Annotated in this window: 19 protein-coding genes; 5 read left to right on the top strand and 14 right to left on the bottom strand. The window is 61.7% G+C overall.

Going from position 1 to position 22,161, the window contains the following annotated elements:
• Positions 1-3: 3 nt before the first annotated feature.
• Positions 4-1,383, bottom strand: coding sequence for an NCS2 family permease (locus tag M2447_RS01460; RefSeq protein WP_277557097.1), 1,380 nt, complete (start codon positions 1,381-1,383; stop codon positions 4-6).
• A gap of 112 nt (positions 1,384-1,495) precedes the next feature.
• On the opposite strand from M2447_RS01460, the gene gcvP reads away from it, so the two are divergent.
• Entirely contained in the window at positions 1,496-4,327 is a 2,832-nt protein-coding gene (gene gcvP, locus M2447_RS01455; RefSeq protein WP_277557096.1) for an aminomethyl-transferring glycine dehydrogenase, read from the top strand.
• A gap of 100 nt (positions 4,328-4,427) precedes the next feature.
• A complete protein-coding gene (locus M2447_RS01450; RefSeq protein ID WP_343215359.1) occupies positions 4,428-6,413 on the top strand; it encodes a beta-L-arabinofuranosidase domain-containing protein in 1,986 nt (661 codons plus the stop codon).
• Between the two features lie 99 nt (positions 6,414-6,512).
• Here M2447_RS01450 and M2447_RS01445 read toward each other — a convergent pair whose 3' ends face one another.
• The 10 genes from M2447_RS01445 to M2447_RS01400 form a co-directional block, all read right to left on the bottom strand.
• Positions 6,513-6,983: a GNAT family N-acetyltransferase gene (locus M2447_RS01445; protein WP_277557094.1), complete on the bottom strand. Its 471-nt coding sequence runs from the start codon at positions 6,981-6,983 to the stop codon at positions 6,513-6,515.
• A 29-nt stretch (positions 6,984-7,012) separates the two neighbouring features.
• Positions 7,013-7,417 carry an ATP synthase F1 subunit epsilon gene (gene atpC / locus M2447_RS01440; RefSeq protein ID WP_277508449.1) on the bottom strand — a complete coding sequence of 135 codons (405 nt, stop codon included), beginning with the start codon at positions 7,415-7,417 and terminating at the stop codon, positions 7,013-7,015.
• Positions 7,418-7,519: 102 nt separating this feature from the next.
• Positions 7,520-8,935, bottom strand: coding sequence for a F0F1 ATP synthase subunit beta (gene atpD, locus M2447_RS01435; protein WP_277557092.1), 1,416 nt, complete (start codon positions 8,933-8,935; stop codon positions 7,520-7,522).
• Positions 8,936-9,110: 175 nt separating this feature from the next.
• Positions 9,111-10,001, bottom strand: coding sequence for an ATP synthase F1 subunit gamma (gene atpG / locus M2447_RS01430; protein WP_277557090.1), 891 nt, complete (start codon positions 9,999-10,001; stop codon positions 9,111-9,113).
• Between the two features lie 55 nt (positions 10,002-10,056).
• The gene (atpA, locus tag M2447_RS01425; protein ID WP_277557088.1) at positions 10,057-11,583 is read right to left on the bottom strand and encodes a F0F1 ATP synthase subunit alpha; all 1,527 of its coding nucleotides are present in this window, start codon (positions 11,581-11,583) and stop codon (positions 10,057-10,059) included.
• 62 nt (positions 11,584-11,645) lie between these two features.
• Complete coding sequence (locus M2447_RS01420; RefSeq protein ID WP_277508445.1) at positions 11,646-12,047, bottom strand: F0F1 ATP synthase subunit delta; 402 nt, start codon at positions 12,045-12,047, stop codon at positions 11,646-11,648.
• 24 nt (positions 12,048-12,071) lie between these two features.
• Entirely contained in the window at positions 12,072-12,638 is a 567-nt protein-coding gene (gene atpF, locus M2447_RS01415; RefSeq protein ID WP_277557087.1) for a F0F1 ATP synthase subunit B, read from the bottom strand.
• Positions 12,639-12,758: 120 nt separating this feature from the next.
• On the bottom strand, positions 12,759-12,962 hold the full coding sequence (locus tag M2447_RS01410) for an ATP synthase F0 subunit C (RefSeq protein WP_108824058.1): 204 nt from the start codon (positions 12,960-12,962) through the stop codon (positions 12,759-12,761).
• A gap of 80 nt (positions 12,963-13,042) precedes the next feature.
• Positions 13,043-13,978 carry a F0F1 ATP synthase subunit A gene (gene atpB, locus M2447_RS01405; protein WP_277557084.1) on the bottom strand — a complete coding sequence of 312 codons (936 nt, stop codon included), beginning with the start codon at positions 13,976-13,978 and terminating at the stop codon, positions 13,043-13,045.
• A gap of 247 nt (positions 13,979-14,225) precedes the next feature.
• Complete coding sequence (locus M2447_RS01400; protein WP_277557083.1) at positions 14,226-14,840, bottom strand: SAM-dependent methyltransferase; 615 nt, start codon at positions 14,838-14,840, stop codon at positions 14,226-14,228.
• Positions 14,841-14,951: 111 nt separating this feature from the next.
• Here M2447_RS01400 and M2447_RS01395 point away from each other — a divergent pair, with 111 nt between their 5' ends.
• The gene (locus tag M2447_RS01395) at positions 14,952-16,226 is read left to right on the top strand and encodes a hypothetical protein (protein ID WP_277557080.1); all 1,275 of its coding nucleotides are present in this window, start codon (positions 14,952-14,954) and stop codon (positions 16,224-16,226) included.
• A 129-nt stretch (positions 16,227-16,355) separates the two neighbouring features.
• Here M2447_RS01395 and M2447_RS01390 read toward each other — a convergent pair whose 3' ends face one another.
• The 3 genes from M2447_RS01390 to M2447_RS01380 all read right to left on the bottom strand — a co-directional run bounded on the left by M2447_RS01390 (position 16,356) and on the right by M2447_RS01380 (position 19,212).
• Positions 16,356-16,643, bottom strand: coding sequence for an acylphosphatase (locus tag M2447_RS01390; protein ID WP_277557077.1), 288 nt, complete (start codon positions 16,641-16,643; stop codon positions 16,356-16,358).
• Positions 16,644-16,658: 15 nt separating this feature from the next.
• Complete coding sequence (locus M2447_RS01385) at positions 16,659-18,209, bottom strand: YifB family Mg chelatase-like AAA ATPase (RefSeq protein ID WP_277557075.1); 1,551 nt, start codon at positions 18,207-18,209, stop codon at positions 16,659-16,661.
• A 157-nt stretch (positions 18,210-18,366) separates the two neighbouring features.
• Positions 18,367-19,212: a hypothetical protein gene (locus M2447_RS01380; protein ID WP_277508433.1), complete on the bottom strand. Its 846-nt coding sequence runs from the start codon at positions 19,210-19,212 to the stop codon at positions 18,367-18,369.
• 120 nt (positions 19,213-19,332) lie between these two features.
• On the opposite strand from M2447_RS01380, the gene coaE reads away from it, so the two are divergent.
• Both coaE and rho read left to right on the top strand, forming a co-directional pair.
• On the top strand, positions 19,333-19,920 hold the full coding sequence (gene coaE / locus M2447_RS01375; RefSeq protein ID WP_277557074.1) for a dephospho-CoA kinase: 588 nt from the start codon (positions 19,333-19,335) through the stop codon (positions 19,918-19,920).
• A 108-nt stretch (positions 19,921-20,028) separates the two neighbouring features.
• Positions 20,029-22,086 carry a transcription termination factor Rho gene (gene rho / locus M2447_RS01370; RefSeq protein WP_277557072.1) on the top strand — a complete coding sequence of 686 codons (2,058 nt, stop codon included), beginning with the start codon at positions 20,029-20,031 and terminating at the stop codon, positions 22,084-22,086.
• Positions 22,087-22,161 lie beyond the last annotated feature (75 nt).

The raw sequence follows: 22,161 nt of genomic DNA, 5'->3' as shown, positions 1-22,161 counted from the left end.
TGTTTAGCCCGCGTGGTTGAACGGGAAGAGTTGGAAAAATTTCAGGAAAAAGATGACGGCGATTATGTAGCCGATGACTGTGATGGATCGCGCCCTGCCGGTAAAGAGCGCAAGCAGCACCGACGCGAGAATCCCGATGCCGATGCCGTTTGCGATGCTAAAGGTGAGCGGGATCGCCATGATCGTGAGCACGGCGGGCGCGGCGGTGGTGAAGTCGCCCATTTTGATTTCAACGACGGACTGCATCATAAAAACGCCGACGATGATGAGCGCGGGCGCGATGGCGGCGTTGGGGATGCACAGGATGACGGGGGTCAAAAACAGCGCGAGCAGCATGAGCACCGCGACGGTGACGCCGGTCAATCCGGTGCGCCCGCCCGCCTCGACGCCCGACGCGGACTCGGCGTAACTGACGACGGTCGATGTGCCGAACAGCGCGCTGCACGCGGCGGCGACCGAGTCGGCTACGAAGACGCGCCCGATGCGCGGCAGCGAGCCGTCGTCGCGCAGCAGCCCGGCGCGCTTGGCGACGCCGATGAGCGTGCCGATGCTGTCGAACATCGAGATCAGCAACAGCACGAGGATGACGGGGACCGCCTTGATAAACGCGTCCCAACTGGAGAGAAAACCGAAGGTGAGCTTGAAAAAATGAGGCTCCGGCGAGGCGGGCAGCCAGCGCGCGGTGGCGAGGTCGAGGTGCGTGATCGCGCGGCCGTTTGCGCCGGTGATGAACGCGCCCGCGATTGTCGTTGCGATGATGCCGATGATGATCGCGCCGGGCACGCGGCGCGTGACCAGAATCATCGTGAAAATGATTCCGCCGAGGCAGAGCGCGACCTCGGGGGTGGCGAAGTTGCTCGCCGCGAGAAGCGTGTCGCGGTCGGCGACGACAATGCCGCCCTTTTGCAACCCGAGAAACGCGATGAAAAGCCCGATGCCGCAAGTGATGGCGATCTTGAGCGAGTAGGGCAGCGAATCGACGATGCGCGCGCGCACGTTGGTCACGGACAGGATGAAAAACAGAATGCCGTTGATGAAAACCATGCCGAGCGCGTCGGACCAGCCCGTGCCCATGTCGCGACAGATTGTGTAGGTGAAGATCGCGTTGATGCCCATGCTCGGCGCCATCGCGAGCGGATAGTTTGCGAGCAGCGCCATGAGGATGGTGGCGACCGCGCCGCTGAGCGCGGTGATGGTGACGAGCGCGGCCTTGTCCATGCCCGCGTCGGCCAGGATGCCGGGATTGACGGTGAGCGCGTAGGCCATCGCGGCAAACGTCGTCAGCCCGGCCAGGATTTCGCGCGAAATCGTGGTGCGATTTTCCTCAAGCTTGAAGATTCTCTGGAGCGTGCCTTTCACCTTTTTGATTGATGTGGGAAGCATGTCGAAGCGGACGGCGGGCGGGCGAGCTTGTTTTGCGGCGCGTCCAATCCAAATGCGCTTTTTGGGGTTAAATCTGTTGCCAGCGGCGCGGCGCGATTCCTAGCGTTACGGCATGACAAATTCCACGCCCGCGGAGACCGTCTCCGATGTTTTTGCCCCGCGTCATAACTCGCCGACTGAAACCGATGTTGCGAAGATGCTCGAAACGCTCGGGCAGCCGTCGCTCGACGCGCTCATCGACGCAACCGTGCCCGCGGGCATCCGGCTCGGGCGCGAGCTGAAACTTCCCGCCGCCGCGGGCGAGAGCGACGCGCTGGCGGAATTGCTGGCGGTCGCGCGCCAAAACGAAATGCGCCGCTCGTTCATCGGGCGCGGTTATTACGGCACGCGCACGCCGTCGGTCATTCGCCGCGCCATTCTCGAAAACCCCGGCTGGTATACGGCCTACACGCCCTACCAGGCGGAGATTTCGCAGGGCCGCCTCGAGGCGCTTCTCAACTTCCAGACGCTTGTCACCGACCTCACCGCGCTCGACATCGCCAACGCCTCGCTGCTCGACGAGGCCACCGCCGCGGCGGAGGCCATGACGCTTTGCCATCGCATGGCGAACAACGCCGCGCGAAACACGTTCTTCGTTTCCGACGCGTGCCATCCGCAAACCATCGACCTCATCCGCACGCGCGCCGAGCCGCTCGGCATCAAGGTCGTCACGGGCGATCACGCGAAAGCCGCGCCCGACGCCACCTGGTGCGGCGCGATCGTGCAGTATCCCGACACGCGCGGAAACATTTGCGACTACGCCGGGTTCTTCGCCCGCGCGCACGAGGCGGGCGCGCTCTGCGTGGTGGCGGCGGACCTGCTCGCGCTCACGCTGTTGCGCGCGCCGGGCGAGTTCGGCGCCGATGTCGCCGTGGGCAGCACGCAGCGCCTCGGCGTGCCGATGGGTTTTGGCGGGCCGCACGCCGGCTACATGGCGACCAAGGACGCCTGCAAACGCCAGATGCCCGGACGGCTCGTCGGCGTGTCGAAGGACGCGCAGGGCGCCCCCGCGCTCCGCCTCGCGCTCGGCACGCGCGAGCAGCACATCCGCCGCGACAAGGCCACGTCGAACATTTGCACCGCGCAAGTGCTCCTCGCCGTGATGGCGTCGATGTATGCCGTGTATCACGGGCCGGAGGGATTGCGCAAAATCGCCCGCCGCGCGCACGCGCACACGCTGCGCCTCCAGTCCGCGCTTCAGGCCGCCGGCATCGCCACGAACGACGCGCCGGTTTTCGACACGCTCTGTATCCAAAATGTGGATGCGTCCGTCATTCACGCCCGCGCCTCCGCGAAGCAAATCAACCTCCGCGCAATCGACGCGAGCACCGTCGGCGTGTCGCTCGACGAGACGACAACCGACGCCGATGTCGAGGACCTCATCCAAATCATCGCCGGAAAATCCGTCTCCCCCATTCCGCAATCCGCAATCCGCAATCCGCATTTCCGAACCAGCGCGTTTCTCACGCATCCGGTTTTCAACAGCTATCACACCGAGCACGAGATGCTGCGCTACATCAAGCGGCTCGAGGCGCGCGACCTGTCGCTCTGCCATTCGATGATCTCGCTCGGCTCGTGCACGATGAAACTCAACGCCGCCAGCGAAATGCTTCCGATCACCTGGCCGGAGTTTGCGGCGCTGCATCCGTTTGCGCCGGCGGAGCAGGCGCGCGGTTACGAGAAGTTGTTTTCCGACCTCGAAACCTGGCTCGCGGAAATCACCGGCTTCGCCGCGGTTTCGCTCCAGCCAAACTCCGGCGCGAACGGCGAATACGCGGGCATCCTCACGATCCGCCGCTACCTCATCGCGCAAGGGCAGGGACACCGCAACATCTGCCTCATCCCGGTCAGCGCGCACGGCACGAATCCCGCGACGGCGGTGATGGCGGGCATGAAAGTGGTCGTCGTGGCGTGCGACGCGGCGGGCAACATCGACGTTGCCGACCTTCGCGCCAAGGCCGCCGAGCACGCGGACAACCTCGCGGCGATCATGGTCACCTATCCCTCGACGCACGGCGTGTTCGAGGCGCCGATTCGCGAGATTTGCGACATCGTGCACTCGCACGGCGGACAGGTCTACATGGACGGCGCGAACATGAACGCGCAAGTCGGCCTCACCTCGCCGGGCCACATCGGCGCGGACGTCTGCCACCTCAACCTGCACAAAACCTTCGCGATCCCGCACGGCGGCGGCGGCCCCGGCGTCGGCCCGATCGGCGTGGCAAAACACCTCGCGCCGTTCCTGCCTGGACACTCGCAATACAACACGCCCGGCGCGGTCAGCGCGGCGCCGCACGGCAGCGCGAGCGTGCAACCGATCACCTGGATGTATATTCGCATGATGGGCGCGGCGGGGCTCACGCAGGCGACGAAGCTCGCGATCCTCAACGCCAACTACATCGCGCGCCGGCTCGACGCGCACTACCCGGTTCTCTACAAGGGCGCGACGGGCCATGTCGCGCACGAGTGCATCATCGACTGCCGCCAGTTCAAGAAGCACGGCATCGAGGTGGACGACATCGCGAAGCGCCTGCAGGATTACAACTACCACGCGCCGACGATGAGTTTCCCCGTGCCCGGCACGCTCATGATCGAGCCGACGGAAAGCGAATCGCTCGTCGAGCTTGACCGTTTCTGCGACGCGCTCATCGCGATCGCGAAGGAAATCGCGGACGTTGCCGAGGGCCGCGCGGACAAGGTGAACAACGTCCTGAAAAACGCGCCGCACACGGCGAATGTCGTCTGCGCGGACACATGGGACCGGCCCTATTCGCGCGAGCAGGCGGCGTTCCCGACCGCGTGGGTGCGCGAGCACAAGTTCTGGCCGTCGGTTGGCCGCGTGGACAATGTCTACGGCGACCGAAATCTCGTTTGCAGTTGCCCGCCGCTCCCGGCTGATGCCTGAGGGGCGAGGAATATTTTTTCAGAATCCCAACAATTCACAAATCACCCCCATGAAAACAGCCCAAGCCCCGTTGTTGCTGGTGCTCGCGCTCGCCCTGTGCATGGGCGGCGCGCGCGCGTCGGCGGAATACAATTATCCGAACAATCGTTTTCCGCTGGCGCGGAAACCCTACGTCGAGCTTCCTCTCGGAAGCATCAAGGCGAAGGGGTGGTTGCACGAGATGCTGCAACGCCAGAAAACCGGCGCGACGGGACAAATGGACACGCTGTATCCGCAGGTGATGGGCCCGCGCAACGGCTGGCTCGGCGGCGACGGCGACCAATGGGAGCGCGGCCCCTACTGGATCGACGGTTTGCTGCCGCTCGCGCACATTTTGGACGACGCGGCTTTGAAGGAAAAGGCGCGCCCCTGGGTTGAGTGGGCGCTTGCGAGCCAGCGCGAGGACGGTTTTTTCGGCCCCGCCAAAAATTACGGACGCGAGCCGGGGTTGCAGCGCACGAACGCCGAGGATTGGTGGCCGCGCATGGTTGTTTTGAAAATCCTGCAACAACATCATTCGGCGACGGGCGACGAGCGCGTGATCGGTTTCATGACGCGGTATTTTCAATACCAATTAAAAACACTACCCGAGAAACCGTTGGGCAATTGGACTTTTTGGGCGCGGTTCCGCGTGTGCGACAATATTCAAGTTGTGTATTGGTTGTATAATATAACGGGCGACGGATTTTTGCTGGAGCTTGCCGACCTGCTCCACAAGCAGGGGCATGACTTCACGGGGATGTTTCTCAAGGGCGAAGACCTTGCGCGCTTCGCGAGCATTCACTGCGTCAATCTCGCGCAAGGCATCAAGGAGCCCGCGGTGTATTATCAGCAGCATCCCGAGAAAAAATACCTCGACGCCGTGCGCAAGGGATTCGCCGACCTGCGCAAGTTCAACGGGCACGCGCAGGGCATGTATGGCGGCGACGAGGCGCTGCACGGCAGCAATCCCACGCAGGGCTCCGAGCTGTGCTCGGCGGTGGAGCTGATGTATTCGCTCGAGACAATACTCGGCATCACCGGCGACACGGCATTCGCCGACCACTTGGAGCGAGTGGTGTTCAACGCGCTGCCCACGCAGATCACGGACGACTTCATGCATAAGCAATATTTCCAGCAGGCGAACCAAGTGATGGTGACGCGCCACATCCGTAACTTCGATGTTCTCCAGCACGGCACCAATCTCGTTTACGGGCTGCTCACGGGTTATCCCTGCTGCGCCTCGAACATGCACCAAGGCTGGCCCAAGTTCACACAAAGCCTCTGGCATGCGACACCCGACAACGGACTCGCCGCGCTGGTCTACTCGCCGTCGGAAGTCACCGCCAAAGTGGCCGACGGACGTCGCGTAAAAATCACCGAGGATACGTATTATCCGATGGACGATCGCATCCGCTTTACCGTGCAAATCGAGGACAAGGGTGTTTCCGAAATCAACTTTCCGCTGCACCTGCGCATTCCCGGCTGGTGCAGAAAAGCGGAGGTCAGCGTGAACGGAAAACCGGAGCGTAGCGCCGCCGCCGGCGAAATCGCCGTGATCCATCGCGCGTGGAAAAGCGGGGACGTTCTCGAGCTGAGCCTGCCGATGCAGGTGGCCACGAGCACATGGTATGAAAACTCAATCGCGGTGGAACGCGGCCCGCTGGTGTATGCGTTGCGGATGGAGGAGCAATGGACGAAAAAGAAGTTCCCCGCCGAGGACGTGGCGCGCTACGGCGAGCATTATTACGAAGTCACCTCGCCCGACAACTGGAACTACGGCATAGTCAATTTCAACAGGAAGAAGACAGCGGAGCACTTCAAGGTCACGGTCGATCCGTCGAGGCAGAAGGCGAAGTATTTTTGGAATTTGGAAAACGCGCCTGTGCAAATAAAGGTGAAGGCGAAGCGGATTCCCCATTGGAAATTATACAATGAAATGACCGGCCCGATTCCCTTCACACGGCTCAAACCGGGCGACGATTACGGGCAGCCCGAGGAGGAAATCACCCTGATTCCCTACGGCTGCACCACGCTGCGAATATCGCAATTCCCCGTCGTGAAGTGATCGCCTCGCAACGGCGCCGGGGCAGGGCGGTTTCGCCGTTCCGGGCGTCCGCGAGATTCCGACCGCCGCCGCGTTCATCCTTGGATGGGTTCCCGCGCGTTACGTTGATTTACCATAATCGAAAGTCAGGCGAAGCATGTCCCTGAGTTGTATTCCATTTTCGAAAATCGGGACTTGGTAGTTTTTGATGAAAAAATCCCGGTCGATGGATGAAATACGAAAACCCTGTCGTTGATAAAAACTCAGTTGGTAGCCAAAGCTGCCGGTGCCGACGGTCAGTTGGTTCGCGCCCAGCTTTCTGATTGCCGCGATGACGTGCCGGAGCAACTGCGTGCCGACGCCTTTTTGCTGGTGAGCCGGCGCAACGGAAATGCACATCAGTTCGTAATTCTTTTCGGCGGTAGGAATGACCGCGCAGGCGCCAACCGGCAAGCCATCGAGCCACGCGGCAAAGCATGTTGACCGGGGCAGGTAGCCCTTGAGTTTTTCCTCGGATGGGTCCGCCTGCAAAAGCAGATCAATCGGGATTTCCTTGTGCGAGACCTCGGTGATTTCGACTGGCGGGGACATCGGGCCGTTACGGAAAACGAAGCCCCGTGTTATTTCTTCATGAGCTTGTGCGCGAGTTGCGCCATCGAGAAGCGCATGGCGGCTTCGACGCGGTCGAGTTCCTCGGGCGTCATGCTGTCGCGGTTTTTCAGCGCGGCCTCGGCCCGCTTGACCGCGGCCTCGGCGGCGTTGGTGTCGATCTCCTCGTCGTTGATCGCGTTTTCGGCGAGGATGGAAACGCGGTCGCACTCGATCTCCGCAAAGCCGTCGCCAATGATGATGTAATCCTCCACGCCGTCTTTCGTCACGCGCAACTCGCCGGCGCGCACTTGCGTGAGCAGCGGCAGGTGGCCGGGCAGAATCCCGATCTCACCGGTCGTCGTGGGAACGACCACCGTTTCTATCGTTTCTGAATAAACGCAGGCTGCGGGTGTGACGATTTCGAGTGTTAACATGGGAGGAAGGTTCTGAAGACCTGAAAGCCTGAAGGCTGGAGGTCGGAGCTTCTGTGGTGTGAAATTTGAGTGAGCGAATGTATTTTTTCAGCCTTCAGGCTTTTATTTTTTTGCGAGAGCCAAAATCTCGTCGATGCTGCCCTTCATGAAGAAGTCGGCCTCGGCGGCCTCGTCGAGTTCGCCGTTGAGAATCATCTTGAAGCCGCGGATTGTCTCGGCGACGGGCACGTATTTGCCGGGGAAGCCGTTGAAGACCTCGGCCACCGAGAAGGGTTGCGAGAGGAAGCGTTGCAGTTTGCGCGCGCGATACACGGTCAGCTTGTCCTCGTCGGAAAGCTCGTCCATGCCGAGGATGGCGATGATGTCTTGAAGGTCCTTGTAGCGCTGGAGCACGCGCTGGACTTCGCGGGCGGTGTTGTAGTGTTCCTCGCCGACGATGGCGGGATCAAGCGCCTTGGAGGTGGAGGCGAGGGGGTCGACGGCGGGATAGATGCCGAGCTCGGCGACGGAGCGCTCCAAAACGATGGTGGAGTCGAGGTGGGCAAAGGTGTTCGCGGGCGCCGGGTCGGTGAGATCGTCGGCGGGCACGTAAACGGCCTGCACCGAGGTGATGGAACCGTTTTTGGTCGAGGTGATGCGCTCCTGAAGGATGCCCATTTCGTTGGCGAGCGTGGGTTGGTAACCGACGGCGGAGGGCGAGCGGCCAAGGAGCGCGGAGACCTCGGAGCCGGCTTGCGAAAAGCGGAAGATGTTGTCGATGAAGAGCAGCACGTCCTGGTGTTTTTCGTCGCGGAAATACTCGGTCATCGAGAGGGCGGAGAGGGCGACGCGCATGCGGGCGCCGGGCGGTTCGTTCATCTGGCCGTAAACGAGCGCGACTTTTGACTTGGAAAGGTCGTCCTGGTTGATGACGCCGGCCTCGGACATTTCGTGGTAGAGGTCGTTGCCCTCGCGGGAGCGTTCGCCAACGCCCGCGAAGACCGAGTAGCCACCGTGCGCCTTGGCGATGTTGTTGATGAGTTCGAGAATGACGACGGTTTTGCCGACGCCCGCGCCGCCGAAGATGCCCGCCTTGCCGCCTTTGAGGAACGGGCAAATGAGGTCGAAGACCTTGATGCCGGTCTCGAGGATTTCGGCCTTGGTGTCCTGCTCGACGAGGGCGGGCGGATCGCGGTGGATGGGATAGCGTTTTTCGGCGGTGACGGGGCCGCGGTCGTCAACGGTATCGCCGGTGACGTTGAAGATGCGTCCGAGCACGCCTTCGCCGACGGGCACGGTGATCGGGCTGCCGGTGTCGGTGACGCTCATGCCGCGCACGAGTCCCTCGGAGGAGGACATGGCGATGGTGCGCGCGACGCCGTCGCCGAGGTGCTGCTGGACTTCGAGCGTGAGTTTCTCGGTTTTGCCCGAGGCGGTGAACTCGACAGTGAGCGCCTGGTTGATGGGCGGGATTTCGTTTTCGGCGAATTGCACGTCAACGACAGCGCCGAGGACTTGGGTAATTTTTCCTGTTGTCATATAAAAATTCGAATGCCGAGAGGCGTATGGAGGATGCGTGTGTGTTGGATGATTAGAGGCGAAAAATTAAAGTGCTGAAGGACTGAAAGCCTGAAGGCTGAAGTTTTGGTGGTGCGTGGCGTGAGTGGTTTGATGGTTTGTTTTCAGCCTTCAGATTTTCAGGTCTTCAGGTTTTTCAGCTTTGCTGCGCAAAGCTGGCCGCGGCGATTTCGATGATTTCGTTGGTGATCGCGGTCTGGCGGGCTTTGTTGAATTTGAGCGTGAGGTTGTCGAGGAGCTTGGAGGCGTTGTCCTTCGCGGTCTTCATCGCCACCATGCGGGCGCTGTGCTCGGAGGCTTTCGCGCCGAGGAAATATTGGTGGATGACGCGGTTCACATAGAATGGGAGCAGCGCGTCGAGCACGGCTTTCGGATTGGGTTCGTAAATGAATTCGCGCGTGTCGCATTTGTGCTCGGCGCCGCTTTGCTTGCGGAGGTCCTCAACCGCCTGGGCGAGGTTTTCCAGCGGGAGCACGGGGCGGATGCGGGGCACTTGCACGAGCGTGTTCTTGAAGGTGGCGTAGAGGACTTCGATGGTGTCGATCTCGCCTTCGAGATATTTTTTCACCATGAACTGAACGACGTTGCGGGTCTCCGCGAATGTCACGCCGTCGCTGACGGGGAAGTCGGCGATCATGTTGCGTTTCATGCGGGCGAGGTATTGCGTGCCCTTGCGTCCGACGGAGACAAACTTCACGGGCGTGGTGCGCGGGAGGCTGTCGGAAATGAGTTTGAAGAGGTTGGTGTTGAGGGGGCCGCAGAGGCCCTTGTCGGTCGTGATGAGGAGGACGCCGCGGGTTTTGATTTCGCGTTTGTCGATGAAGGGGTGGATGCTCTCGCTCTCGTCGAAGTGCGGGGCGAGGTTGGCGATCATCGACTCGAGGAGGTTGGCGTAGGGCCGGCCCGCGATCGCGGTTTGCTGCGCCTTCTTCATTTTCGAGGAGGCGACAAGCTCCATCGCCCGCGTGATCTGGCGGGTGTTTTTGACGGATTTAATCCGGCGGCGGATGTCTCTGGTGCTTGGCATCGGTGTTTTTTTATCGGACTGATTGGGCTGATCTGACGGAGCGGGCTGATGAAAATCAGGCCTTGGCCTGCGTCATCTGCCACTCGTCGGTCGCCGCCTTGATCTTGGCTTCGAGGTCCTTGTCGAGCGCGGCCTTGGTGCGGATTTCGGTGAGAAGCTCCTCTTTGCGCGTGGCGAAGAATTCGCGGAGCGACTTGGCGGTGGCGATGATGTCCTTGATTTCGAGCGCGTCGTAGTAGCCGTTTTGCATGGCCCAGAGGGTCACGACTTGCTGCTCGATCGGAATGGGCGCGCCGGCGGGTTGCTTGAAGAGTTCGACGATGCGGCTGCCGCGGTCGAGCTGCTTCTTGGTGCGTTCGTCGAGGTCGGAGCCGAATTGCGCGAAGGCGGCGAGTTCGCGGAACTGGGCGAGCTCGCCCTTGAGTTTTCCGCCGACTTGTTTCGTGGCCTTGATTTGCGCGGAGGAGCCGACGCGGGAAACCGAGAGGCCGACGGATACCGCCGGTCGCGTGCCTTGGTTGAAGAGGTCGGTTTCGAGGAAGATTTGTCCGTCGGTGATGGAGATGATGTTTGTCGGGATGTAGGCGGAGATGTCGCCCGCGAGTGTTTCGACGATGGGGAGCGCGGTGAGCGAGCCTTTGCCGTCGAGGCGCGCGGCGCGTTCGAGGAGGCGCGAGTGGAGATAGAAAACGTCGCCGGGATACGCTTCGCGTCCGGAGGGGCGCTTGAGGATGAGCGAGATCTGGCGGTAGGCGACGGCGTGCTTGGAGAGGTCGTCGTAGATGATGAGCGCGTCCATGTTGTTTTCCATGAACCATTCGCCAATGGCGGCTCCGGCGAAGGGCGCGATGTATTGGTTGGCGACGTTGTCGGCGGCGGGCGCGGCGACGACGACGGTGTATTCGAGCGCGCCGGCGGCCTCAAGCGTGGCAATGGTGCGCACGATGTTGGAATTTTTTTGACCGACGGCGACGTAGATGGAGTAAACGGGACGGAAGTTCGGGTCGCCCGAGGCAAGGCCGATTTTGTTGATCTTGGCCTGGTTGAGAACGGTGTCGATGGCGATGGTGGTCTTGCCGGTGCCGCGGTCGCCGATGATGAGTTCGCGCTGGCCGCGGCCGATGGGAATCATCGAGTCGATGGCGGTGATGCCGGTGAAGACAGGTTGCGAAACGGATTTGCGGGCGATGATGCCGGGCGCGATGCGTTCGACGGGATAGGTTTCCTTGGCGTCGATGGGGCCCTTGCCGTCCACGGGATTTCCGAGCGCGTCAACGACGCGGCCGAGCAGCGCCTTGCCGACGGGCACGGAGAGGAGTTTGCCGGTGGTCCGCACTTCGTCGCCTTCCTTGAGCGCGGCGATGTCGCCGAGGATGATGCAGCCGACTTCGTCCTGCCCGAGGTTGAGCGCGATGCCGATGGCATTCCCGGGGAACTGCACCATTTCGTTATACATGACGTCGGAAAGCCCGTCGATCTGCGCGACGCCGTCGGCGAGGGCGCGAATCGTCCCTGTGTTACGCTTGGTGGTGCGAGTGGTGAGTTGTGCTATTTGTGCTTCGACTTGTTCGAGGACGGTCATGGTGAATAAAAGAGTGAAGAGTGAAAGATGAAGTGTGAAAATGCAGGCGCGGCGCGGATGGTTCAGGAGGCGACGCTGGCGGAGAGTTGTTCGAGCGAACCGGCAACTGAAGCGTCATAGACGTCGTCGCCGACGCGGACGCGGAGGCCGGCGAGGAGTTCGGGCGCGGGTTTCGGCGCGGGCGCGACGGGGCGCGCGTAGTGTTTTGTCATGGCGGCGGCGATTTGCGCGATGATCGCGTCGCTGACCGGGCCGGCGTGCTCGATGAGCGCCTGCGTGCGCGCGACTTCGATTGCGAGAAAATGCCGGTAGGCTTTGAGGAGCGCGATCGCGCCGGAGGGTTTCATCTTTTCAACGCAAACGAGCACGGCGGCGACGCGTTCGGACGAGGGGCGTCCGTCGGCGCCGAGACTCAGCTTCACAAGCTGGCGGGCGAACTGGGTTGTTTTTTTGCCGGGCTTCATGGGATGCGTGAAAAGTGGTCGGGCTTAGACGTTGGTGAGTTCTTGCGCCGCGGTTTCGTTGTAGGAGGCACGGTCGGCGTCGGAGAGTTTTTTGGCGAGCACGCGCTCGGTGGTGGCGACGACGAGTCGGGCGATTTCGCCCCGGGCGTCGGCGAGCATTTTCTTGTGCTCAAGCTCGACGGCCTGCTGCGCCTTGGCGACGATGTCGGTGGCGCGCACGACGGCTTCCTGCTGTTGTTTGTCGGCGTATTCCTTGGCGGTTTTTTGCGTGTCGGCGATGATTTGCTGCGCCTTGGTTTGCGCCTCGCGGAGGATCGCCTCCTGCTTTTGCTGCGAGGCGGCGAGCTCGGCCTTCATTTGCTCGGCATATTTGATGCCCTCGTCGATTTTTTTCTGGCGCGTGTCGAGGGTCGCGAGGATCGGCTTGAAGGCGAACCTCCAGAGAATATACGCCACCACGCTGAAGCTGATGATCTGCGCGGTGAGGTTCGGCCAGTCGATGCCGAATTTGTGGACGATTTGCGTGATGCCCCCGGCGGATTCCGGGTGGGGGACTGTTGCCTCGGCTAGAATGAGCAGCGGTGAGAGCATGATGGTTTATGCCGGCTGGCGCGCGTTGTGATTGAGTTTAATGAGGGAGTTGAAACTGCGCCGGAACGGTTTTGTTCCGGGCCGGCGCGGTGGAAGTTTTTTGCGGCGAAAAAGTCCGGCTCAGAGGAAGAGCGAGTAGAACGCCACGGCCTCGGCGAGCGCCATGCCGAGAATGGATTGGACGAGGATCTTGCCCGAGGCGCCGGGATTGCGGCCGACGGCTTCGACGGCTTTCATGCCGACGAGACCCACGCCGATGGCGGCGGCGAAACAGCCGAGCGCGCCTTGGATGCTGCCTGTGATTTCTGCGATGATGGGAATCATGTTGTGTGTGATGTTTTGTTGTTGGTTGTTGTTCCGCCGTGCGCGCTCATGGCACGCTCCCGGCGGGAAAGTGGAAATGGTCAGTTTTGCGCGACGGGCGCCTCGATGGCGGCGCGGGTGTCTTCTTTCGTTTTTGTCCCGTCGTCATGCGCCTCCTCGTGTCCGTCCTCGTGGTTGCAGATGAGCCCGATGTAAACGCTCACGAGCAGCGTGAACACGAGCGCCTGCACCAGGCCGATCAGCACTTCGAGAAAATAAAACGGGATCGGCAGTCCCCATTTGAAGAGCGCCTGCATGCTGTGGAGGAGGTTTTCGCCGCCGAAGACATTTCCGAACAAACGGAAGGAGAGCGAAACGGGCCGGAACACAATCGAGATGATCTCAATGATGCCCACCAGGAAAAACACGAGATACAGGAACAGGTAAATGGGCAGCGGCACCTCGCGCCGGTCGGCCTTGTTGCCAAACCAGTCGGCGAGCACGGCCTTCAAGCCGGCGTAGCGCAAAATGAAATACGCCCAGGCCGCGGTCGCGATCAATGCCAGCGCGATGGTCATGTTCATGTCGGCGTTGCCGGGGCGGATGATCTCCTTCCAGCCCGCGCTTTCATCCCACACTCGCAGCGTCCCGACGCCGGGAAACAGGCCGCTCCAATTTTGGATCAGGATAAAAATAAACAAACCCACCAGCAGCGGAAACGCCGGCTTGGCCACGCGTTTTCCCACGATTGGCGTGATCATGTTCAGGATTCCCTCCACCAAACTCTCTACCATCGCCTGCGCGCGCGTCGGCACGAGCCGGGGCCGTTTTCCAATCGCAAGCCTCACCACCACGATCAACACCAGCGCGACAAGCCAGCTCGTCACCATGCTGTTTGTGATCGAAACCGAACCGATCTTGAAAAGCTCGCCGGCGGCGGTGGCGACCGCGGAATGTTCTCCTTCTCCTGATGCAAATGCGGTCGTCGCGAATGCGAAAACTGAAAGGGCCAGGGTTGTTATTTTGCCACGAGACATGATTGTTTTGGAATACCGAAGAGCTGTCAGGGTTATGGTTATTTGGACACTAAAGAATGTCGAATAATCGAAACGAACAGGTTGCGTCAACGGCGGAAAATTTTATTCCGAAGATGCCGGCGCGGCTTGCGATGCGCTAAGAAAAAGACGCAAACGGTCGATTTTGACATACGAGCGGGCTACTTTCGGCGGCAAGTGGATGCAACTCCGCCTCATGCACTTGATGTCATTGCGGGGCGTCGCATATTTATGCGCGCAATGTCACAAGCGATTGGTGCGCGTCGGCCTTTTGTTGAAACACGGTGGCGTGCTCAAACGGCCATGTCGCGGCGGGATCGTCCTTGTCCGGCAGCCGCCAGCGCGGGTGTTCTCCGACGACTTCACTCGCCGCGGCGAAATAGTCGCGGTCGTCCGTCCGGAAGCAAAGTCGCGCGCCCGGCTCCGCGCGTTCAGCGAGCCGGTCGAGGATTTCGGAGCGCATGATCCGGTGCTTGTGATGCCGGCGCTTCGGCCACGGATCGGGAAACAGGATGAAAATATCCGCCAGCGCGACATGCTCCGGGAGCACCGACAAAAACTCCACCGCCTCCGCCTGGACAAACGCCAGCCTGTCGCCAAGCGCGGCGCGCTCGCATTTGCGATTCGCTCGGCGGACGCGGTCGCCGATCAAGTCGAGCCCCGCGCAAAACGGCGCTTGCGGATGCGCCTCCGCGTAGGCCGTGAGGAAATGCCCGTGCCCGCAACCGATTTCCAGCGTAATGCGCGACTGCTCGCGCAAAAGCGCGCCGAGCGTTTCGCGAAGCGCGGCGATGCGCGCGTCGCGTTCGGCGAGGAAGTTGGCGGTGCGAATGGGATTTTCCACGAGCGCGACACGATGCGGGCAGCGCGCCGCGATGCAAGGATTGTGTGTTTGCGTAACCGCGCTTCGCGCGCCGCCGTCTCGAAAGGCTTGCGCCAATCCAATTTCGCAAAAATGAAAAAATACCTCCCCCTCCTGCTCGCGCTTTCGCTTGTTGCCAACGCCGCCCTCGTCATCACGCATTTCCGCGGCGCGCCCGCGAAAACTCCCGCCATTCGCATCTCCGCGGACAAAAAAGCGGGGCGCGACGCCGCCAACGCCGCGGCAGCCGCCGTGATGTCCGCCGCCCCGGACGAAACGGAGCTTGTCGCGCTCCATGAAAAGCTCGTCGCCTCCGGCATACCTCCCGAAGTCGCGCGCGACGTCACGAGGGCCTTGCTCTGGAAACCATTGCAAGACCGCCAGCGCGCGATGATCGAGGCCAAAAACGCGGGCAAACCCTACTGGCAGCAAACGCGCGCCGGCAAACAACAACTCACCGCCGCCGAGCGCGCCGAGCTCCGCGCGATTTCCGAGCAAATCGAGGCTCGCGCCGCCAGCCTGTTTCCGGGCGAATACAACAGCCGCGCCACGACGCGTTACGGTTTCCTGCCCGCCGACAAAGCCGCCGCGATTTACCAGCTTCAGCGCGATTACGCCAACATGACCGAAGGCGTTGCCGAGGAAACCTCGCTCTTCCGTGTCCCCTCCGACAACGCCAGCCGTAAACTTCTTCGCGAGGAGCAGCGCCGCGACCTCGAGGCCATCCTCTCGCCCGCCGAGCTCGCTGAATACGACCTGCGCCATTCGCCCGCCGCCGCCGAACTGCGCAAGCGTTTCGCCGCGCTCCCCGATTCCACCGAGGCCGAATACAAAACCGCCTACGCCATTGCGCAAAGCCTCAACGAATCCAAAAACGATCCCGCCGCCCAAAAACTCGCCGCGCAGCAGCTTCGCGATCTGTTCGGCCCGGAGCGCTACACCGAGTTCCTCCGAGCCAACGACAGCGACTACGCCGCGCTCCAGGGTGCCGCCGCCCGCTTCGACCTCCCCGCGGCCACCGTTGAGAAGGTTTACGGCCTGCGCGACCAGGCGGTTTCCCTCTCGCAACAAATCGCCGCCGACAAATCGCTCTCGCAGAGTGAAAAACAACAGGCGCTCAGAACCCTTGCCAGCCAGATGCGCGCCGACGTGCGCAACAACCTCGGAGATGAAATCGGCAACGCCTATCTCAACAAAAACATGACATGGCTGGAAAGCCTTTCCAAGGGCAACGTCCTGAATTCCAGCGCCACCGGAAAAATCTCAAGCAAACCCGTCCCCGCCGCAAAAAAAACCGGAAGTGGAAACAAGCAACAAAAGGGCGCCAACAAATCCGCCAAGGGCAAGACCGGAAAAACGAGGAAATAAACCGAACGCGGCGGTTGTCGGAATGTCGCCGACGCCCGGAACGGAGAAACCACCCTGCCCAAAAACGATTGTTTTTGGAGTTGCGACGGGGGTGTTTCAACTGGGCGCGACTTTGGCGCGTCGCGGTGTTCAGCGAATCGCGAATCCGCTGAACTCCGGCGGGCGACGGGACGGGGTGCGCTCGGTTTTGCGGATGTGGCCGTGCATGCGCTCCTCGAGCGCGGTGATGAAGCCCTTGACCTCGGCCTCGCGGCCCTCGGCCTCGATATGCACGCGTCCGTCGAGAAGATTGGTCACGTAACCGGCGACTTCGTATTCGCGGGCGACTTGCATCGTGGTGTAGCGAAACCCCACGCCTTGCACATGGCCGGCGAAATAAACGGTTTCGTGATAGGTGGTGTTGGCGGGCGCGGTCATGATTTGGAGGTTGTTTCAATAAAACACATTCCGGTCGAGACTGCGGTATTGGATGGCTTCGAGGAGGTGTGGCGACTCGATTTTTTCGGAGCCGGCGAGGTCGGCGATGGTGCGCGAGACTTTCAGGATGCGGTCGTAGGCGCGTGCGGAGAGCGAGAGTTGCTCCATGGCGTGCTGGAGGAGGTCGCCGAGCGTGCTGTCGATGGCGCAGTGTTTGCGGATTTGCGCGTGGGTCATGCGCGCGTTCGCGGTGGCGGCGGTGCCTTGGAATCGGGCGAGCTGGCGGTTGCGCGCGGCTTGCACGCGGTCGCGGATGGCGGAGGAGGATTCGCCGGGGGCTTCGTTGCGGAGTTCCGAAATGGAGAGCGCGGGGGCCTCGATGTGGATGTCGATGCGGTCGAGGAGCGGGCCGCTGATGCGCGAGCGGTAGCGCTGGATTTGCGCGGGCGCGCAACGGCATTCGTGTTTCGGATCGCCGAGGTAACCGCAGGGGCATGGGTTCATCGCGGCGACGAGGACAAAGGCGCACGGGAGCGTGACTTTGCCGGCGCTGCGCGAGATGGTGACCGAGCCGTCCTCGAGGGGCTGGCGCATGACTTCGAGCGCGGAGCGTTTGAACTCGGGCAGTTCGTCGAGAAAGAGGATGCCGTGGTGCGCGAGCGAGATTTCGCCGGGGCCTGGGATTGCGCCGCCGCCGAGCAGGCCGACGTCGGAGATGGTGTGGTGTGGGGAGCGCACGGGGCGGCGGCCGAGTTGCACGGGGCCGGAGATGGTTTGCCCGGCGGCGGAGTGGATGCCGAGGATTTCGAGCGATTCGTCGAGCGTGGGCGCGGGCATGATCGTGGGGATGCGTTTTGCGATCATGGATTTGCCGGAGCCGGGCGGGCCGATCATCAGGAGATTGTGGCCGCCGGCGATGGCGACTTCGACGGCGCGGCGCAGGGCGTGCTGGCCCTTGATTTCGGAGAAGTCGCCGATGGCGTCGTCGTGTTGCGGGTTTCTGTCGGGCGGGGGCGCGGGCGGCAGGGAAATGTCGCCGTTAAGGAAGCGGAATGCGCGGTCGAGCGAATCGACGGCGTGGACATTGATGCCGTCAACAAGCGCGGCCTCGGGGGCGTTTTGGAGGGGCAGGAGCACGCCGCGTTTGCCGAGGCGTTTGGCGAGGCGGGCGATGGCGAGCGCGCCGCGAATGGGGCGCGTGGCGCCGGAGAGCGAGAGTTCGCCGGCGATGAGGTAGTCGTCGAGAGGCGCGTCGGGGCGGAGGGTTTTGGCGCTGCCGTCGGCGCGTGTTGCGGCGAGGATGCCGAGGGCGATGGGCAGGTCGTAGAGCGGGCCTTCCTTGCGCAGGTCACCGGGGGCGAGGTTGATCGTGGTGCGCGAGAAGGGTTTTTTGAAGCCGCTGTTGCCGAGCGCGGAGAACACACGGTCGGTGGATTCCTTCACCGCGGTGTCGGGCAGGCCGACGACGATGAGCTTGAGTTCGCCCGCTTCGCCGGTGTTGACCTCAACGTGGACGAGCTCGGCGTCGATGCCTTGGAGCGTGGCGGAGTTGAGGGTGGCGAGCATGGGCGGGGAGGAAAGGGCTGAAGGACTGAAAAACTGAAAGACTGAAAGACTGAAAGAGTTGACGGACTGAATGACCGAACGGGCTGGTGCGCAAGGTTGTTTCAGCGATTCAGCCTTGGCGGACTGTCGCTTGCGCTCGAAACAGTCTTTCAGCCTTTCAGTCCTTCAGTCTTTTCTCTATCCGCTCGATGTTGGCGTTGGCGGCGTCGATGTAGGCGTTGGGGCCGTCGGGGTAGGGGCGGGCGAGGAAGCGATAGACGCCGAGAAGTTCTTTTTCGAGGCGCGGCTGGACATATTTGCACCAGAAGACGGGGGTGTCGGTTACAAGTTCGTCCAGTGTTTTGAAGCGGCGTTCGGCGGGGGGTGTGTTGGCGTAGTCGTCGGATTCCTTGAGTTCGGAAAAAAGCAGGGGGAGCGATTCGGGGTAATCGGGCGCGGCTATTTGCCCGAGGTAGTCGGCGGTGGCGACCGCGCAGCCCACGATGCCGTCGATTGGTTCCTGGAAGCGAAAATGGCGGGAGCCTTGCGTGAAGGCCGTGCAACCAATCATCGCGAGGATGCTATCGATCTCGGCGAGCGTGATGCCGTGCCGCGGAAGATAGGACGCGGCAAACGAGCAGCTTCGGAGGACATGCGTGAATGTGTATTTGGCGCCCGTGCCCTGCGTGTCGGCGCGCAGTTTCAGGTATCCGGTGTCGTGAAAGAGCACGGCGCAAGCGCCGAGTTCATATTGGCGCGGGGTGAGGCGCGGTTCGGTGCCGGACATGTGCCAGCCCTCCATGATGCCGTTGTAGCACAGAAGGACTTGCATGGTGTGTTGCAAATTGTGGTAGGGGGTGTCGCTGGCTTGGTAATCGGGATGGCGGCCTTCAAACATTGCCTGCACGTGGTCGAAAACTTCGGGCACAAGGTGGATCGTTGTGTCCGGAAACATCCGCCGGAAGCTGGTGGTCAGAATGGCCTCCAGTTGGTCAACGGTTATGAGATGCGAGCCGTTGTTCATGTTTTTTTAACAATGTTTGCAATAACGGTGTTATTAATTTTGATCATGAATGCAATTAAGTAATTGCAGTTGTGTTCATTTAGCTGATTTTTTTGTGTAGATAACGTATTGTTAATACCGATGATTTTAGGAATCACAGGCGGCATGGGTTGCGGCAAATCGACTGCAACACGCATTTTCGAGGAGATGGGCTTCCGGCGCATTGATTCGGATGCGCTCGTGCGCGACCGGATTCTCACCGCTCCCGAATGTGTGGCGGAAGCGGAACGGCGTTTTGGCGCGGGGGTGATCGTCACCGATGCGGCGGGCTGCGGGCAAATCGACCGCGCGGCGCTGGCGCGGGTGCTTTTTGCGGACGAGGCGAAGCTGCGCGCGTGGGAGGATTTTGTCTTGCCGCGGTTGTATGTGTTGTGGCGGGAGCAACTTGAGGGTGATCGGGCGGCCAATTGGGTGGTGGAGGCGCCGCTGCTTTACGAAAAAGGTTTGGAAAATTGGTTTGATTTCGTCGTTTGCGTGGCCTCTTCTGGCGCAACTCAGTTTGCGCGGTTGGCAGGGCGCGGTGTTTCCCACACGCTCGCCGCGCAACGAATTTCCAAGCAATTGCCCTTGGCCCAAAAAATTGAAAAAGCCGACTTCGTGTTGTCCAACGATGGCAGCACGGATTTTCTCCGAGACCAGATCAAATACTTGGCCGCCCGCCTTGTTTGAACTGCAAACGGAGGCGCGCCTGCTTTCCGCGCCCGTGCCCCGATTCCCCCGATTCTCACCTTAATCCGTAACATTAAACTAAAATTTTAACCTTAACCTATTTCCAACATGGCAAGATCCAAGAAAGTCACCGACGGCGAGGCGCCCGCGCCCAAACGCAAACCGGGCCGTCCGCCGCGCGCCAAAAAAGCCGCCGAACCCGCCGTCGCCGAGCCCGCAATCACTGAAATCGAAACCGCGCCCGCGCCCGAAACCGAACCCGCCCCGAAAAAGACGCGCGCCCCCCGCAAGCGCACGAAAAAAGCCGCCGCCACTGAAAACGTGGACGAGCTTCCCCTCGGCCAAACCGAAGACGAACCCGCGAACGATGCCGCTCCCAAGCCGGAAAAACAGGAGCGCGAAACCTTCAAGCCCAAACCCGCCGCGGAGACCGAATCGGCGTCCATGACCGACGCCGACATCTCCGACGCATCCGATGCGAACCGCGCGGTCGCGCACGACGCCGACGAATCCGTTTCGCGCACCGATTCCGTTGCCGACGCGCCAGCCGGCGACACAAGCGTCGCGCCTGCTGATTCGCAACAAACCTCCGACGCCCCCGCTCCCGCCGAGGGCGGTCAGGCAGCCCAGCAAAACCAGCAGCAAGGCGGCGACAACGGCGGCGGCCAGCAGCAGCCATACGAATCCTATTGGAAACGCATCAAGCGCGAGAAAAAGGAAAAGAAGGCGCGCAAGTGGGCCGAGCAGCAATCCAAGCACGGACAGCACGCCAGCAAGCATCCGCAGCAACCGCCCCCGCCGAGCCTCAACCCCGTCTTCGGCGACCTGCCCGCGCCCGACCGCTTCGCCGACATCGCCGCGCTCGACACGCTCGCCGCCGAAATCGCTGACGGCACCGCCGGGCACGAACCGATTTACCTCGAAAAACTCTACGCGCTCACGCTCGCCGAACTCACCGCCGAGGCGCGCAACCGCAACGCCGCCTTCGAGGGCGCGCCCAACCGCAAGCAACTCATCGCCGCCATCTTCAAGGTCGCCGAGGAGCAAAAAATCCCCCTCCTCGACAACGGCTACATCGACCTCACCGACCGCGGCTACGGATTCATCGTGCACGAATCGGTGAACTACCGCCTGTATCCGGAAAACGCCTACCTGCCCGAAAGCCTCGTCAAACGCTACGGCCTCAAGCGCGGCCACCGCGTGCAAGTGCTCGTGCAAGTTCCCCGCGAGGGCGAACGCTGCCCGTCGGTCGTCAAGGTCAACAGCGTCATGGACATGTCGCCCGAGGAAATCTCGAAAACCGTGCCCTTCGAGGAGCTCATCCCCTACTATCCGCTCAAGCGCATCCTCCTCGAGGCCCCCGGCGTGCACAAGGACGTCTCCATGCGCGCCGTCGATATCCTCACGCCAATCGGTTTCGGCCAGCGCGGCCTCATCGTCGCCCCGCCGCGCACCGGCAAGACGATCCTCCTGCAAAACATGGCCAACTCCATCTCGGAAAATTTTCCCGACGTGAAGTTGATCCTCCTGCTCGTCGACGAACGCCCCGAGGAAGTCACCGATTTCAAGCGCCACACAAAAGGCGAAGTCGTCGCGTCCACCTTTGACGAGGCGCCCGAAAGCCACGTGCACGCCGCCGAGATGGTTGGCGAAAAAGCGCGCCGCCTCGTCGAGCAAGGCCGGCACGTCGTGATCCTCCTCGACTCGATCACGCGCCTCGCCCGCGCCTACAACGCCCTCGCGTCCAACTCCGGCAAAATCATGTCCGGCGGCATGGAGGCCACCGCGCTCCAAAAACCGAAACGCTTCTTCGGCGCCGCGCGCAACATCGAGGGCGGCGGCTCGCTCACCATCATGGGCACCGCGCTCGTCGACACCGGCAGCCGCATGGACGAAGTCATCTTCGAGGAGTTCAAGGGCACCGGCAACATGGAGCTCCACCTCGACCGCGGCCTCGTTGACAAGCGCATCTTCCCCGCGATCAACATGGACCGCTCCGGCACGCGCAAGGAGGAGCTCATCTACCATCCCGACGAAATGCTGCGCATCTACGGCCTGCGCCGCGCCATGCAGGGCATCCCGCCCATCGACGCCATGGAAATGTTCCTCCAGCGCCTCAAGAAAACCAAGACCAACGCCGAATTCCTCATGGCGCTGAACCACTGAGGAATTTTCGATTCTCGATTCTCGATTTTCGATTGCGCGCTACCGCGCGGTCTCGAAATCGAAAACGGAGCGGCA

The organism is Ereboglobus sp. PH5-10 (genome assembly GCF_029504735.1).
GTDB lineage: Bacteria > Verrucomicrobiota > Verrucomicrobiia > Opitutales > Opitutaceae > Ereboglobus.
The sequence above is the reverse complement of the archived record's forward strand: the minus strand, read 5'-3'. Positions and strand labels throughout refer to the sequence as shown.

Bases quoted from the DNA above. Each gene is read 5' to 3' on its own strand.
- M2447_RS01460 (WP_277557097.1), bottom strand. From the start codon at position 1,383: ATGCTTCCCACATCAATCAAAAAGGTGAAAGGCACGCTCCAGAGAATC.
- gcvP (WP_277557096.1), top strand. From the start codon at position 1,496: ATGACAAATTCCACGCCCGCGGAGACCGTCTCCGATGTTTTTGCCCCG.
- M2447_RS01450 (WP_343215359.1), top strand. From the start codon at position 4,428: ATGGGCGGCGCGCGCGCGTCGGCGGAATACAATTATCCGAACAATCGT.
- M2447_RS01445 (WP_277557094.1), bottom strand. From the start codon at position 6,983: ATGTCCCCGCCAGTCGAAATCACCGAGGTCTCGCACAAGGAAATCCCG.
- atpC (WP_277508449.1), bottom strand. From the start codon at position 7,417: ATGTTAACACTCGAAATCGTCACACCCGCAGCCTGCGTTTATTCAGAA.
- atpD (WP_277557092.1), bottom strand. From the start codon at position 8,935: ATGACAACAGGAAAAATTACCCAAGTCCTCGGCGCTGTCGTTGACGTG.
- atpG (WP_277557090.1), bottom strand. From the start codon at position 10,001: ATGCCAAGCACCAGAGACATCCGCCGCCGGATTAAATCCGTCAAAAAC.
- atpA (WP_277557088.1), bottom strand. From the start codon at position 11,583: ATGACCGTCCTCGAACAAGTCGAAGCACAAATAGCACAACTCACCACT.
- M2447_RS01420 (WP_277508445.1), bottom strand. From the start codon at position 12,047: ATGAAGCCCGGCAAAAAAACAACCCAGTTCGCCCGCCAGCTTGTGAAG.
- atpF (WP_277557087.1), bottom strand. From the start codon at position 12,638: ATGCTCTCACCGCTGCTCATTCTAGCCGAGGCAACAGTCCCCCACCCG.
- M2447_RS01410 (WP_108824058.1), bottom strand. From the start codon at position 12,962: ATGATTCCCATCATCGCAGAAATCACAGGCAGCATCCAAGGCGCGCTC.
- atpB (WP_277557084.1), bottom strand. From the start codon at position 13,978: ATGTCTCGTGGCAAAATAACAACCCTGGCCCTTTCAGTTTTCGCATTC.
- M2447_RS01395 (WP_277557080.1), top strand. From the start codon at position 14,952: ATGAAAAAATACCTCCCCCTCCTGCTCGCGCTTTCGCTTGTTGCCAAC.
- M2447_RS01390 (WP_277557077.1), bottom strand. From the start codon at position 16,643: ATGACCGCGCCCGCCAACACCACCTATCACGAAACCGTTTATTTCGCC.
- M2447_RS01385 (WP_277557075.1), bottom strand. From the start codon at position 18,209: ATGCTCGCCACCCTCAACTCCGCCACGCTCCAAGGCATCGACGCCGAG.
- M2447_RS01380 (WP_277508433.1), bottom strand. From the start codon at position 19,212: ATGAACAACGGCTCGCATCTCATAACCGTTGACCAACTGGAGGCCATT.
- coaE (WP_277557074.1), top strand. From the start codon at position 19,333: ATGATTTTAGGAATCACAGGCGGCATGGGTTGCGGCAAATCGACTGCA.
- rho (WP_277557072.1), top strand. From the start codon at position 20,029: ATGGCAAGATCCAAGAAAGTCACCGACGGCGAGGCGCCCGCGCCCAAA.